Source organism: Phocaeicola faecium (assembly GCF_014837055.1).
GTDB lineage: Bacteria > Bacteroidota > Bacteroidia > Bacteroidales > Bacteroidaceae > Phocaeicola > Phocaeicola gallinarum.
Map to the genome: position 1 here is coordinate 21,862 of NZ_JACSPQ010000001.1, position 14,814 is coordinate 36,675.

The 14,814-nt window shown below is 44.0% G+C and carries 11 protein-coding genes; all 11 read left to right on the forward strand.

The features are described from left to right. The first annotated feature begins 57 nt into the window (after nucleotides 1-57). The 11 genes from H9626_RS00095 (at nucleotide 58) to H9626_RS00145 (ending at nucleotide 14,763) form a co-directional block, all read left to right on the forward strand. Entirely contained in the window at nucleotides 58-735 is a 678-nt protein-coding gene (locus H9626_RS00095) for a zinc metallopeptidase (RefSeq protein WP_225230824.1), read from the forward strand. A gap of 136 nt (nucleotides 736-871) precedes the next feature. Beyond that, entirely contained in the window at nucleotides 872-2,236 is a 1,365-nt protein-coding gene (gene hisS, locus H9626_RS00100) for a histidine--tRNA ligase (RefSeq protein ID WP_191709174.1), read from the forward strand. A gap of 14 nt (nucleotides 2,237-2,250) precedes the next feature. Then, the gene (mscL, locus tag H9626_RS00105) at nucleotides 2,251-2,691 is read left to right on the forward strand and encodes a large-conductance mechanosensitive channel protein MscL (protein WP_178255544.1); all 441 of its coding nucleotides are present in this window, start codon (nucleotides 2,251-2,253) and stop codon (nucleotides 2,689-2,691) included. Nucleotides 2,692-3,124: 433 nt separating this feature from the next. Then, nucleotides 3,125-4,324: an efflux RND transporter periplasmic adaptor subunit gene (locus H9626_RS00110; protein ID WP_191709176.1), complete on the forward strand. Its 1,200-nt coding sequence runs from the start codon at nucleotides 3,125-3,127 to the stop codon at nucleotides 4,322-4,324. Between the two features lie 34 nt (nucleotides 4,325-4,358). After that, nucleotides 4,359-7,787 carry an efflux RND transporter permease subunit gene (locus H9626_RS00115; RefSeq protein WP_178255546.1) on the forward strand — a complete coding sequence of 1,143 codons (3,429 nt, stop codon included), beginning with the start codon at nucleotides 4,359-4,361 and terminating at the stop codon, nucleotides 7,785-7,787. Nucleotides 7,788-7,792: 5 nt separating this feature from the next. Beyond that, on the forward strand, nucleotides 7,793-9,178 hold the full coding sequence (locus H9626_RS00120; protein WP_178255547.1) for an efflux transporter outer membrane subunit: 1,386 nt from the start codon (nucleotides 7,793-7,795) through the stop codon (nucleotides 9,176-9,178). A gap of 23 nt (nucleotides 9,179-9,201) precedes the next feature. Then, nucleotides 9,202-9,969 carry an acyl-ACP--UDP-N-acetylglucosamine O-acyltransferase gene (gene lpxA, locus H9626_RS00125; RefSeq protein ID WP_191709177.1) on the forward strand — a complete coding sequence of 256 codons (768 nt, stop codon included), beginning with the start codon at nucleotides 9,202-9,204 and terminating at the stop codon, nucleotides 9,967-9,969. Nucleotides 9,970-9,972: 3 nt separating this feature from the next. Further along, a complete protein-coding gene (locus H9626_RS00130; protein ID WP_178255549.1) occupies nucleotides 9,973-10,623 on the forward strand; it encodes a TetR/AcrR family transcriptional regulator in 651 nt (216 codons plus the stop codon). Nucleotides 10,624-10,948: 325 nt separating this feature from the next. Beyond that, nucleotides 10,949-12,328, forward strand: coding sequence for an SGNH/GDSL hydrolase family protein (locus H9626_RS00135; protein ID WP_191709179.1), 1,380 nt, complete (start codon nucleotides 10,949-10,951; stop codon nucleotides 12,326-12,328). Beyond that, nucleotides 12,315-13,283: a GDSL-type esterase/lipase family protein gene (locus tag H9626_RS00140; RefSeq protein ID WP_178255551.1), complete on the forward strand. Its 969-nt coding sequence runs from the start codon at nucleotides 12,315-12,317 to the stop codon at nucleotides 13,281-13,283. Before H9626_RS00135 ends, H9626_RS00140 begins: the two co-directional genes overlap by 14 nt. Continuing rightward, entirely contained in the window at nucleotides 13,255-14,763 is a 1,509-nt protein-coding gene (locus H9626_RS00145) for an MBOAT family O-acyltransferase (RefSeq protein WP_191709180.1), read from the forward strand. The genes H9626_RS00140 and H9626_RS00145 overlap by 29 nt, the downstream gene beginning before the upstream one ends. Nucleotides 14,764-14,814: the final 51 nt, after the last annotated feature.

Genomic DNA, 14,814 nt, shown 5'->3' on the forward strand with positions numbered 1-14,814 from the left:
GCCTCTCAGAACGGGAGCAGGCACATAGTAAAATGTCATAGTAAAAAGATAGAAATTATGTTTATTTGGATTGTATTTATCGGCATAGCCGTGATTAGTTATCTGGTGCAAGCCAGTTTGAAAAGCAAGTTTGAAAGATATTCTAAAATACCTGTTGCGGCAGGAATGACCGGACGCGAGGTGGCAGAAAAAATGCTGCGCGACAATGGCATCTATGATGTAAGGGTGATTAGTACGCCGGGCATGTTGACCGACCATTACAACCCGACCAACAAGACGGTGAACCTGAGCGACGATGTATATAACACTTGCAGCGTGGCAGCAGCTGCGGTTGCCGCCCATGAGTGCGGACATGCCGTTCAGCACGCCCGTGCCTACGCTCCGTTGCAGATGCGTTCGGCACTGGTTCCTGTGGTTCAGTTTTCTTCGTCTATCGTGTCGTGGGTACTGCTGGCAGGCATTGTTTTGGTGAATGTTTTCCCTCAGCTTTTGCTGATAGGTATTTGTCTGTTCGCCATGACTACGCTGTTCAGCTTTATCACACTGCCGGTCGAAATAGACGCAAGCCGTAGGGCGCTGGTGTGGTTGAACACAGCCGGAATAACAAATTCTGCCAGCCACAAGCAGGCGGCGGATGCTTTGAAGTCGGCTGCATACACGTATGTGGTAGCTGCATTGGGCTCGTTGGCAACACTGATTTATTACGTGATGATTTATATGAACCGACGCGAGTAATACCGGAAAGATTTTCAGGGGTGTCAGGATTCCGCAGATTTATACCGATAAATATAAATAAAAATCGGCATGAATCTGCGGAATCCGCGTTTTTCTGCGTACTTTTGTGCGGAAAATCAAAAAGTTAAAATCAATTATGGCAACAAAACCAAGCATACCTAAAGGAACAAGAGACTTTTCTCCCGCCGAAATGGCGAAACGTAACTATATATTTAATACGATTCGTGACGTGTTCTATCTGTATGGCTTTCAGCAGATAGAGACTCCTGCGATGGAAAACCTGTCGACACTGATGGGAAAATACGGGGAGGAAGGTGACAAATTATTATTTAAGATTCAAAATTCAGGCGATTATTTTTCGGGATTGACCGACGAAGAGTTATTGAGCCGTAATGCTGCGAAACTGGCAAGCAAGTTCTGCGAAAAAGGTTTGCGTTACGACCTTACCGTGCCTTTTGCCCGCTATGTGGTGATGCACCGCGATGAAATTACTTTTCCTTTCAAACGATTCCAGATTCAGCCTGTATGGCGTGCCGACCGTCCGCAGAAAGGGCGTTACCGTGAATTTTACCAGTGTGATGCCGATGTGGTAGGAAGCAACTCTTTGTTGAACGAAGTCGAATTGGTTCAAATGATTGATGCTGTGTTCGCTAAGTTCGGTATCCGTGTGTGTGTGAAGATAAACAACCGCAAGATTCTGACAGGAATAGCCGAAATTATCGGTGAGGCAGACAAGATAGTGGATATAACCGTAGCCATCGACAAATTAGATAAAATCGGTCTTGATAATGTGAATGCCGAACTTGCTTCGAAAGGTATTGCTCAAGAAGCCATCGACAAGTTGCAGCCTATTATATTATTGAGTGGCTCGAACGAAGAAAAGCTGGCAACACTGAAAACTGTATTGGCAGGCAGTGAAACCGGACTGAAGGGAATTGAGGAAAGCGAATTTATTCTCAGCAGGGTGGCTCAGTTGGGAATGAAGGCTGAAGTAGAACTTGATTTGACTTTGGCTCGCGGATTAAATTATTATACGGGTGCAATTTTCGAAGTAAAAGCGCTTGATGTGCAGATAGGAAGTATCAGCGGTGGCGGACGGTATGACAATTTGACAGGCGTATTTGGTATGGATGGCATGTCGGGCGTGGGTATCTCGTTTGGTGCCGACCGCATCTATGATGTGTTGAACCAGTTGGATTTATATCCCAAAGAAGCTGCCGATGCTACCCAACTGCTGTTTGTCAACTTTGGCGAAGCGGAAGCCGAATATGTACTTCCGTTCTTGTTTAAAGTACGCGAGGCAGGCATACGTGCCGAAATTTATCCGGATTCAGCCAAGATGAAAAAACAAATGAGCTATGCCAATGCTAAATCGGTTCCGTTTGTGGCGATAGCGGGCGAAAACGAGATGAAAGAAGGCAAGATTATGCTGAAAAATATGGAAAGCGGTGAACAATCCTTGCTTACTCTTGTTGAATTAATTACCGTTATTAAAGGATAAAACAAAAAGAAGCGATGAAAAAAACATTGGAAGAGTTTAAAAAGTTTGCCATGCGTGGTAACGTGGTTGATATGGCAGTCGGCGTTATCATCGGTGGGGCTTTCGGGAAAATCGTGTCGTCCATCGTGGGCGATATCGTGATGCCTGCTGTCGGCGTATTGGTAGGAGGCGTTAGTTTTACTGACTTGAAATTAGTCTTAAAACAAGCTGTGGTAGAAGGAGATACCGTGATTTCTCCGGAAGTTGCCATTAATTATGGTAATTTCATCCAAGTAACTTTTGATTTCCTTATTATTGCAGTGGCAGTGTTCCTATTGGTAAAAGGCATTAATTCATTGAACCGGAAGAAAGAGGCTCCGGCAAAAACTCCTCCTGCTCCTCCGGCAGACATCCAGTTGCTGACAGAAATACGGGATTTGCTGAAGGAACAAAAGAAAGATGATTTGCAAAAATAACAGCAAAAGTTTTTCATTAAAAAAACAACAGCTTCTTTATTTAATCTATGCTCGTACGTTCACAAATGTACGAGCATAGATTTTTTTTATTACCGCCTTTTAAGAGCCTATTTAAATTTTAGGAGGATAACGTTAACGATTCTATTAATAAAGGTGAAAAAGGACAGTAAAGAAACAAGCAGTTTGTCGGTAATATTTGTCTATTGGTCGGTTTAATCGGACTATATGTAATAATTGGTATATTTTATGGTTATTCTTAGTTAAATCAAATAGTTTTGAGAATGATTTTTCCTTATATTTGCACGACCTAAAACTGAAAGGAGCAAAAAAGTTTTCACTTGTTTGATGCTCTTTGAACCGGACGGTTTGGGTAGGTAACAATTAGGCATAGATTGAATTGTAGAAACATTATAATTAATTAAATAAGAAGAATATGAACGTGAAAAGAAACAGAAGTTTTTCTTCAAGTCGGATTGCTTTAATGGCTTTGGGCATATCGGCATTGACTGCTTGTAGTGGACAAAGCGGAAAAATGGGTGATGACGAGTTTACTGTGCAGGAAGTTACAACTACTTCCAGTAATCAGATAACGAAGTATCCAGCTACCATCAAGGGGTTACAGGATATCGAAATTCGTCCGCAAGTATCAGGCTTTATCGTAAAGTTGTGTGTAGATGAGGGTGCTACCGTGCACAAAGGACAGGCTCTGTTCCAAATCGACCCCACCCAGTATCAGGCAGCTTACGACCAAGCCGCAGCGGGTGTAGAATCTGCAAAAGCTAACTTGCAGACTGTAAGCGAGACGGAAGTGCATAAGAAAATGTTGCACGAACAGAAAATTATCAGTGACTTCGAATATCAGACGGCTGTCAATAACCTGTTGACCGCTAAGGCAAGTTTGGCTCAGGCTGAGGCTTCTTACACGGCAGCTAAGCAAAACTTGGGATTTTGTACGGTTACCAGCCCGTCAGACGGTGTAATCGGAACATTCCCTTACCGTATCGGTGCGTTGGTTAGCCCGTCGGTATCAGAACCGCTGACTACAGTTTCTCAGATTGGCGACATGTATGTATATTTCTCATTGACAGAGAAAGAACTGTTGGCGTTGACAAAAGCTGAAGGCACATTGAAAGAACAGTTAGAGAAAATGCCCGCCGTGCAGCTTGAGTTGTCAGACGGAAGTGTTTATAACGAAAGCGGAAGGATTGATGCAGTGAGCGGAGTTATCGACCAGACTACCGGTTCGGTAAGTATGCGTGCTGTTTTCCCGAATAAGCAAAATGTATTGCGAAGCGGCGGTACAGCAAACGTGATGTTCCCATATACAATGGAAAATGTTCTGCTGGTTCCGCAGTCGGCTACTGTTGATATCCAAGATAAGAAATTCGTTTATGTTTTACAGCCGGATAGCACTGTTAAATATACAGAAATCAGTATTTCTAACCTGAATGATGGTAAAAACTACATTGTTCTTGATGGATTGAAATCTGGCGATAAAATTGCCGTCGAAGGTGTTACACGTTTGAGTGACGGTATGAAGATTACTCCGATTACCTCTGCGCAGAAGGAAGCCAAATATCAACAGGCTTTGAAAGACCAGAAAGAGGGTAATTTGGCTACGGCTTTTAATTGATAAACGTAATGTCGTTATATAATAAAAGTATAGAATGAGACTTGATAAATTTATTAACCGTCCGGTATTATCAACCGTTATTTCTATTTTGTTGGTAATCTTGGGTATAATAGGTCTTGCCACACTGCCTATTACTCAATATCCGGACATTGCGCCGCCTACCGTTTCGGTTAGTGCGACCTATACAGGTGCCAATGCGCAGGCTGTATTGAACTCTGTAATCTCTCCGTTGGAAGACCAGATAAACGGTGTGGAAAACATGATGTACATGCAATCTACCGCTACCAATAACGGTTCGGCACGTATTACAGTATATTTTAATCAAGGAACCGACCCTGATATGGCTCAGGTCAATGTTCAGAACCGTGTAACTCAGGCGCAGGGTTTGTTGCCTGCCGAAGTTACTCAGGTCGGTGTGACCACACAGAAACGTCAGACTTCTATGTTGATGATATTCTCTGTATACGATAAAGAGGATAAGTATAATATTGAGTTCCTTGAAAACTATGCAAGTATTAACTTGATTCCGGAAATCAAGCGTGTAAGTGGTGTGGGTGATGCAAACGTGATGGGTACGGACTACTCTATGCGTATCTGGTTGAAGCCGGATGTGATGGCACAATATAAGTTGGTACCGAGCGACATCACGGGAGTGTTGGCTGAACAGAACGTGGAAGCAGCTCCGGGACAATTCGGTGAACGTGGTAATCAGTCATTCCAGTATACCATCCGATACAAAGGACGTTTGTCAAGTACCGTTGAGTTTGGCGATATTGTCATTAAATCATTGCCAGATGGTGAAGTTCTTCGCTTGAAGGATGTTGCTGAAATGGAGTTGGGTCGTTTGACTTATAACTTTAATAATACGGTAAACGGACATAAAGCGGTTTCTTGTATTATTTATCAGATGGCAGGAACCAATGCGACGGAAACCATCCAAAACTTGGAAAAGGTGCTTGCCGAATATGAGAAGAATCTTCCTGAAGGATTGGGTATAAACATTGCTCAGAGCGCCAACGACTTCTTGTTCGCTTCTATTCATGAGGTAGTAAAGACTTTGATTGAAGCATTTATCTTGGTGTTTATTGTGGTGTATATCTTCTTGCAGGATATGCGTTCTACATTGATTCCGGCTATTGCCATTCCGGTTGCGTTGATTGCTACGTTCTTTGCTCTGAAGTTGATCGGATTTAGTATCAACTTGTTGACTTTGTCTGCAATGGTGTTGGCGATTGCCATAGTCGTCGACGATGCCATAGTCGTCGTCGAGGGTGTCCATGCGAAACTCGATCAGGGATATAAATCGACGAAAGAGGCCTCTATTGATGCCATGAGCGAATTGGGTGGAGCGATTGTCTCTATTACATTGGTCATGATGTCTGTGTTTATTCCGGTAAGTTTCATGAGCGGTACAGCCGGTACATTCTATCGTCAGTTTGGTCTTACTATGGCGATTGCCATCGGTTTCTCTGCTTTGAATGCGTTGACGCTTTCTCCGGCATTGTGTGCCCTGTTCTTGAAACCTCACAATTCGGAAGCTACACTGAAAGAGCGCATGGGAACTGCTTACAAGGAATCACGTAAATTAATGGTAGCCCGTTATACGGATGCACTTGGTAAATGGATGAATCCGAAGATTGTCATCCTCTTTACGATTGTTGCTATTTTGGGTATGATTTTCGGACTCTTTAGCTTTAGCGAACATCCGGTACTTTGTATTGTGCTTATCATTATCAGTATCTTGGCTTTTGCCGGTATGACTACTGATAAATTCAAGGCTTCATTTAATAAGTCATATACAAATCTTTTGGGCGGATATAAGAAGCGTGTTGTGTTCTTTATCCATAAGAGATGGTTGTCTATGGGGCTGGTTGGTGCTGCCATTGCGTTGTTGGTGGTGTTTATGAGCATTACTCCGACCGGTATGGTTCCGAACGAAGATACAGGAACAATCATGGGCTCTGTAACATTGCCTCCCGGTACATCTCAAGAGCGTGCCCGTGAGGTATTGGCAAAAGTAGATAGCTTGATAGCTGTTGACCCGGCTGTACAGTCGCGTACGGTGATTTCCGGATTTAGCTTCATCGGTAGTGGACAAGGACCTTCTTACGGCTCTATCATTATCAAACTGAAAGACTGGGAAGAACGTTCTACCCAACAAAGTTCGGATATTGTGGTGGCATCGCTGTTTATGCGTTCTCAGAAGTTGTTTAAAGATGCGCAAGTATTGTTCTTCGCTCCTCCGATGATTCCGGGATATTCTATTTCAACCGATATTGAGTTGAATATGCAGGATAAAACCGGTGGTAGCTTGGATCACTTCTTCCAAGTGGTGAATGATTACATTGCCGCTTTGCAGGAACGTCCAGAAATCAATTCTGCATCAACGAACTTCAACCCGAGCTTCCCGCAATATCAGATGGATATTGATGCGGCAGCTTGTAAGAAAGCAGGTATCAGTCCGAGCGATATCTTGACAACCATGCAGGGATATTTCGGAGGTATTTACGCTTCTAACTTCAACAGCTTCGGTAAGATGTATCGTGTAATGATTCAGGCAGAACCCGATGCAACGAAGAATATGGAATCATTGAACCGTATCAAGGTACGCGGAAGTGATGGTGAGATGGCTCCTATTTCGCAGTTCGTATCAATGAAGAAGATTTACGGTCCGGATGTGATCAGCCGTTTTAACTTGTATACTTCTATTCAGGTAATGGTTTCTCCGGCTGCCGGTTATTCATCCGGTCAGGCTTTGCAGGCCATTTCTGAAGTTGCCAGCCAGAATCTGCCGGCAGGTTTCGGATACGAGTTGGGAGGTATGGCACGTGAAGAGGCACAGACTACTAACACCACAGGAATTATTTTCGTTCTCTGTTTGGTATTCGTTTACTTGCTGTTAAGTGCGCAGTACGAAAGTTACCTGTTGCCGCTGGCGGTATTGCTTTCTATCCCGTGCGGATTGTTGGGTAGCTTCTTGTTTGTCAACGGATTCTCTGCTTTAGGAAGCATTCCGGCATTGAAGATGATATTGGGTACGATGTCAAACGATATCTATATGCAGATTGCATTGATCATGTTGATGGGTCTGTTGGCTAAGAATGCCATCTTGATTGTAGAGTTCGCGCTCGACCGTCGTAAGCAAGGTATGAGTATCTCTTGGGCTGCTGTCTTAGGAGCTTCTGCCCGTTTGCGACCGATTTTGATGACTTCTTTGGCGATGATTATCGGTTTGCTTCCGTTGATGTTTGCATTTGGTGTAGGCGCTCACGGTAACCGTACATTGGGAGCTTCGGCTATCGGCGGTATGTTAATCGGTATGATTTTCCAGATTTTCATTGTTCCGATATTGTTCGTAGTATTCCAATGGTTGCAAGAGAAATTCAAACCGATGGAATGGGATAGCTTGGACGAAAGTGAAATAGAATCAGAAATTGAACAATATACTCTTAATAAAAGATAAAGTCAATGAAGAAACAAATAATAGGAATGATGTGTCTGGCTGCCATGATGAGCAGTTGCCACATCTATAAATCATACGATCGTCCGGAAACGGTAGATGCTTCAGGCATCTACCGAGACCCGGTATCGGATACAGATACATTAGCTGTTGCCGATACAGTGAATATGGGAAATCTTCCGTGGAAAGAAGTATTCCGCGACCCTAAACTGCAAGCGCTGATAGAAGAAGGTTTGGCAAACAATGTTGATTTGCAGGCTGCCATCTTGCGTGTAGAGGAGGCTAAAGTAATGCTTACGGCTGCAAAATTATCCTATTTGCCGTCTATAAATCTTGCTCCGCAAGGAACATTGAGTAGTTTTGATAAAGCGAAACCAATCCAAACCTACCAGTTGCCGGTAGCTGCGAGCTGGGAAATTGATTTGTTTGGAAAGTTGCTTAACGCCAAGCGCGGACAGCGTGCGGCTTATTTGCAAAGCCAGTATTCACAACAGGCTGTCCGTTCGCAAATTATTTGCGGTATAGCAAATACATATTATTCTTTATTGATGCTTGACCGTCAGGTTGAGATTACAACCGAAACGGTTGCCATTTATAAAGAAAATGTTCGTACAATGGAAGCGATGAAAATAGCCGGTATGACGACCGAAGCTGCCGTTGCTCAGACTCGTGCTGCTTATCATCAGGTACAGGCTTCTCTGTTGGATTTGAAACGTCAGGTGCGCGAAACCGAAAACTCTTTGTGCATTTTGTTGGCTAAGGCTCCTCAACAAGTAGACAGAGGAACGTTAGACGAGCAGGTAATGCCGGAAGATTTGACCGTGGGCGTTCCTTTGCAGTTGTTGGCTAACCGTCCGGACGTTAAAGTTGCCGAAATGACATTGGCAAGTGCATACTATACAACGAACCAAGCCCGTGCAGCTTTCTATCCGAGCATTACATTGAGTGGTACTGCCGGATGGACGAACAGTTCGGGAGCAGGAATTGTCAATCCGGGAAAAGTAATATTGAACGCCATCGCTTCACTGGCTCAGCCAATATTTAATAATGGTCAGTTGGTAGCTAACCTGAAGGTTTCGAAGGCAGAAGAAAAGATTGCTCAAATGAACTATCAGCAAACCATTTTGGAAGCCGGACAGGAAGTAAGCAACGCTTTGTTCCTTTATGACACCCAAGATAAAAAATTGGTGGAAGACCGAGGACAGGTTGACCAGTTGGATAAAGCCGTTACTTATACGAAAGCCCTGTTCCAAAGCGGCGACGCTACGTATCTGGAAATCCTGACAGCACAACAGAATTTGCTGAGTGCACAGTTGACCGAAGTTTCAGATAACTTCCAGCGTATGCAAGCTGTAGTGTCTTTGTATAGTGCATTAGGCGGAGGCAGAGAATAATCTAACCTTAAAATATTATGTCTATGATTAGCCCTTTAGCTTATGTTGACCCGTCTGCAAAACTCGGGAAAAACGTTACGGTTCATCCGTTTGCCTATATCGATAAAAATGTCGAGATAGGCGATAACAATGTTATAATGCCATACGCAAGCCTGATGAGTGGTACACGTATGGGTAACGGTAATACGGTATATCAAGGTGCGGTTATTGCTGCTACCCCGCAAGATTTTGCTTACACGGGTGAAGAAACAATAGCTCGTATCGGAAACGATAATGTGATTCGTGAGAATGCTGTAATTATTCGCGGTACTCATGCCGACCACGAAACATCGGTAGGTAACGGAAACTTTATCATGACCGGCGCCCGCTTGTCGCATGACGTGACAGTAGGCAATAGATGTATCATCGGAAACGGCTCTCAGATTTCCGGAAATGGCATCGTACAAGACTGCGCGATTTTAACATCCAATGTCCTGATGCAAGGAAATACCCGTTTGGGAAGCTACTCAGTAGTGCAGGGCGGCTGTCGTTTTGTAAAAGATATCCCTCCCTACATTGTGGCAGCTCACGAACCGATAGAGTTTTATAGCATCAACACCATTGTATTGGAAAAGGCAGGTATGTCGGAAACCCTGATTAAACACATCGCGCAGGCTTACCGTATTCTGTATAAAGCCAATACATCACAGCATGATGCTTTGATCCGTATTCGCGAACAGATACCTAATAGTCCGGAGATTAACCGAATTATAGAATTTGTAGAAACATCTAAATTAGGTATTATCCGTTGATACATGGCAGTAAAGAGAAACAAGCAGGATAAGGAAGAATTAAGAGAGCGTATCGTTGGAGCGGCTACGTTAGCTTTTACCAAATCTGGTGTTCGTAATGTCAGAATGGACGATATTGCAGTTTCGCTTTCCATATCCAAGCGTACTCTTTACGAACTTTTCCGCGATAAAGAGCAACTCTTGTTAGAAGTAATGAAATGCTACTGGCAGGAGATGAGTAACTACATGGCAGAGGTTATTTCCAGAACTGAAAATGTTTTGGAAATAATCTTTGCTTTTTATATGCGTAAAGTAGATGAGTTATGTGCGATTAACCCGGCTTTTTTACGCGATTTACGTAAATATCCGCTTGTGTTGGATTTCCTCGTCGAAAAGCAAAAGTTAAGCGATGAAGTAGCATTCCGTTATTTTCAGAAAGGGATGGAACAAGGAATATTCAGGGATGACATCAATTTTAGAATCATCAACGAAGCGATGTTGATGAGTATGGATTTGCTGATTTACTCCGACATCATCGAAGATTATTCTTTGAGCGAGATTTACAGCGAAGTTACATTCCTCCATATCCGTGGCATTGCCACCGAAAAGGGGATGAAGATGGTTGATGCTTTTCTGGAAGAAATAAAAAAAGGAAAGCAGCCTCTTTCCCGATAGCATGTTTGAATGTTTTGTTAACCGACCGAATCTGGTTGTTAGTGAGACGGTTAAGGATTTTCTGCCTAACGAGAACACAAGAAAAAATTCCCCGCCACCATATCCCGTAAAACGCAACCGTTAGTGTTACCCATCCCATGCGGATGTGTTGACCATTTCTACCCATAGCGTTGACCATTTCTACCGTTAGTGTTTTTCGGCCTCCGGACAAACTGGAGAAATAGTTAAACAAGCTCTAAACCGCTTCAGTATAAAGATTTCTTTCCTTTCGCTTTCTCTTGTTCGATTAAACACTATCTTTGCAGCTGTTTTATAAAAAAGATTGATGAAAAATAAAATAGTTGCCACATTCTGGTTTGTTTTGTTGGTAATAGCCGGTGTGGAAGCATTACATTTTCTGCCTGTGCTGAATGTTGGAGGGAAACCCCTGCGCAAGGTGGATTTATTGGCTGATATCCGTAAGGATGAGGTTGTCGAGATTGAGGTAGCCGATTCGGATACAGTGGTATTACCTGTGGTTAAGCCTTTGTTTGTCGATACCTGTAAAGAGGGGATGACATGTATTGAAGATTATGCAGATTCAACGGAGGGAGGCGGCATGAAAGCATTCTATGAAGCATTGTTGAATCAGGATAAGCTGAACCGTCCGTTGCGCATTGCTTATTTTGGCGACTCTTTTATCGAGGCGGACATCTTGACCGGAGATTTGCGGGCAATGCTCCAGCAGCGTTTCGGAGGTTGCGGGGTAGGCTATGTCCCCATTACTTCGAAAGTATATGGATTCCGTCCTACGGTACGCCATTCGTTTAGCGGGTGGGAGAGTCATGCCACAACCGATTCGCTGCATTTCGACCGCTCTCTTCAGGATATATCCAATCATTATTTTAAAGCACATTCCGGAGCTTCGGTCACATTATCGGGACAAAAGAAGTATGCCTCACGGCTGGATACGTGCAGTGTTTCCACTTTTTATTTCTTGTCTGTCGATTCGGTATATCTGACAGCGCAAATAAATAATGGGAAAAAGGTTGCTTATGCTCTTGCCGGAGACAGCTCGTTGCAGGCTGTATCGGTTAGAGACAAAATAGGCAGTGTGAAATGGACGGTGGATAAAAGCACTCCGTCATCGGTCTTTTATGGCGTTACGATGGATTCTTTCGACGGAATTGTTTTGGATAACTTCAGTACGCGCGGCAGCAGCGGGCAGCAACTTGCACAAATACCGTTGAAGATATTGAAACAATATAACCGCCTGCGTACTTATGATTTGATAGTCCTTCAGTATGGCTTGAATGTAGCATTCGAGCACGGAGTTAATTACACTTACTATAAGAACGGCATGATTCCGGTAATAAACCGTTTGAAAGCCGCTTTTCCGCAAGCATCTATCTTGGTTATAGGGGTGGGCGACCGTGAGTATAAGACAGAGAACGGCGATTTGCGCACGATGCCCGGAGTGAAGAATCTTATTCGTTACCAGCAAGCGTTGGCGGCAGAAACCCATGTGGCGTTTTGGAATCTGTATGAAGCGATGGGCGGCGAAGGCAGCATCGTGGAAATGGTGGAAAGTAATCCGCCGATGGCGAATTACGATTATACGCATATTAATTTCCGGGGTGGAAAACACATCGCAAAGATTCTTTTCGATACGTTGATGTATGGTATGGAACAATATGAGAAACGGAAGACCTATGAGGCAGAGTAGGATACGTTTGTGGATAATAACTCTATGCGGATTATTCGGTTTGCTGTTTCCGTTGGCGGTGGAGGCACAAGACCCGGTTCCGGAGAAAGCACGCAGAGACCGTAACTCCGGGATTATTAATCCCAGTCATGAATTGCAGCAACTCATGCAGTTTGTGCCGGTCTGCAATCCGATGCCGGAATCTTTTAAAAACACCGGCGATAATCAGATTATCGACCCCGATGCCTCGCTTGACAAGGTTTGGGAAAAAATAAGTAAGATGGAGTCGCCTGTGCGTATAGTGCATATAGGCGATTCGCATGTACGCGGGCATGTTTTCCCTTATGTGGTGCGAAAGAACTTGGAACACGATTTTGGCGATGAGGCAGTGCTGGATATGGAAGTTTCTTATCGTACTTCGGGATTAGCGCATGAAACCGGAAGGGCTGGCATCGTTTACCATATTATAGGAGTAAACGGGGCTACATGCGCCACTTTTTCTACGGATGAACGTATCCGGATGATTATTGATTTGAATCCTGATTTGGTGATTGTTTCGTTTGGAACGAACGAGGCTCATGGGCGGCGTTATTCCACATCGGAACATCTCTGGCAAATGCAGTCTTTGATAGACCGTTTGAGGAACAAATGCCCTGATTTGACGTTTCTGATAACAACTCCGCCGGGCGCTTATGTCCGTAGCGGGCGTAGGGGAAGGGTGATTAACCCGCGGACGGCTTCTGTGGTAAAAACAGAACAGGAGTTTGCTGAGACGAACCATTTGGCACTGTGGGACATGTATCACATTGTCGGGGGAGAAGACCGCGCTTGCCGTAACTGGTTGTCTGCCGACATGTATCAGCGAGACAGGATTCATTTCACCGTAGCGGGATATACTTTACAGGGATTATTATTACACGAAGCACTTATCAAAGCATATAATACTTATGTGGCTATTCAACAAGACAGATTTTGATTTTAATATTGACTGGGGCAAATTGGCAGAAGTCTTTACTTACGACCCCAAGCAACCCATGATATTTAGCAGCGGATTTTTTCTTTGGTTGTTTCTAGGCTTTGCCTTTGTTTACGTGCTTCTCCGCCGGAAAATGACGGCACGTTTGTTGTTTGTTACCCTCTTTTCTTATTATTTTTATTATAAGAGCAGCGGCATCTATTTCTTTTTGCTCGGAGTAGTAACGGTATCCGATTTTTGTCTTGCCCGGATAATGGCTCGTACTGACGACCCCTTCCGGCGTAAGCTATTGGTGGTTATTAGCCTTTGCATCAATCTTGGGTTGTTGGTTTATTTCAAGTATACCAATTTCTTTTATGAAATGCTCGCTCCGCTTTGGGGAGGTTCGTTCCATGCGCTCGACATCTTTCTGCCTGTGGGGATTTCTTTCTTCACTTTTCAGTCGCTCAGCTACACGCTTGATGTTTATCGGGGCGACCTGAAACCTCTCGATAATCTGTTGGATTATGCTTTTTATATATCCTTCTTCCCCCAGCTTGTAGCCGGTCCCATAGTCCGTGCACGCGATTTCATTCCGCAGATACGCCGTCCGCTTTTTGTTTCTGCGGAAATGTTTGGCGAGGGTGTTTTTTTCATCGTTAGCGGTCTGTTTAAGAAAACCGTCATATCCGATTATATCAGCATCAACTTTGTGGAGCGCATCTTTGACAATCCGGGACTTTATTCCGGTCTGGAAAATCTGTTCGGCATTTACGGTTATGCTTTGCAAATTTATTGCGACTTTTCCGGATACAGCGATATGGCGATAGGCATTGCCTTGTTATTGGGATTCCGTTTCCCCATCAACTTTAATTCACCTTATAAGGCAGACAGCGTGACCGACTTTTGGCATCGCTGGCATATTTCGCTTTCCACATGGCTGCGCGATTACCTGTATATCTCCCTCGGAGGAAACCGTCGCGGACGGATACGCACGTATGTAAATCTTTTGTTGACAATGCTTTTGGGAGGATTGTGGCATGGGGCTTCGTGGAATTTCATCGTGTGGGGAGGACTTCACGGGGCTGCGCTTGCCGTACATAAATACGTTCGTTCGGTGTTAGGGCGTGCCAAACAGTATCGCAGTACGGGTATACGTCGTTTTTTTGCCGTGGTGCTGACGTTTCACTTCGTATGCTTTTGTTGGATTTTCTTCCGGAACTCCACTTTCGAGGCTTCGCTCACCATGATTCGGCAACTGTTTACTTCTTTTCACCCCGAACTGATAGGTCAGTTGCTTACAGGATATTGGAAAGTATTTGCACTTATGGGCATAGGTTATCTGCTTCATTGGTGTCCTGATAAATGGCAAAACACTTGTTGTTCGGTTATGACTCGTCTTCCGCTTGTGGGGCAGGCAGTGGTGCTGATAGCGCTTATCTACCTCGTTATCCAAGTGAAGAGCAGCGACATTCAGCCGTTCATTTATTTCCAGTTCTGATGCCGACATGCGTTTTTCAAGACTTTAATTTTGATTTTTTTTATAAATCGT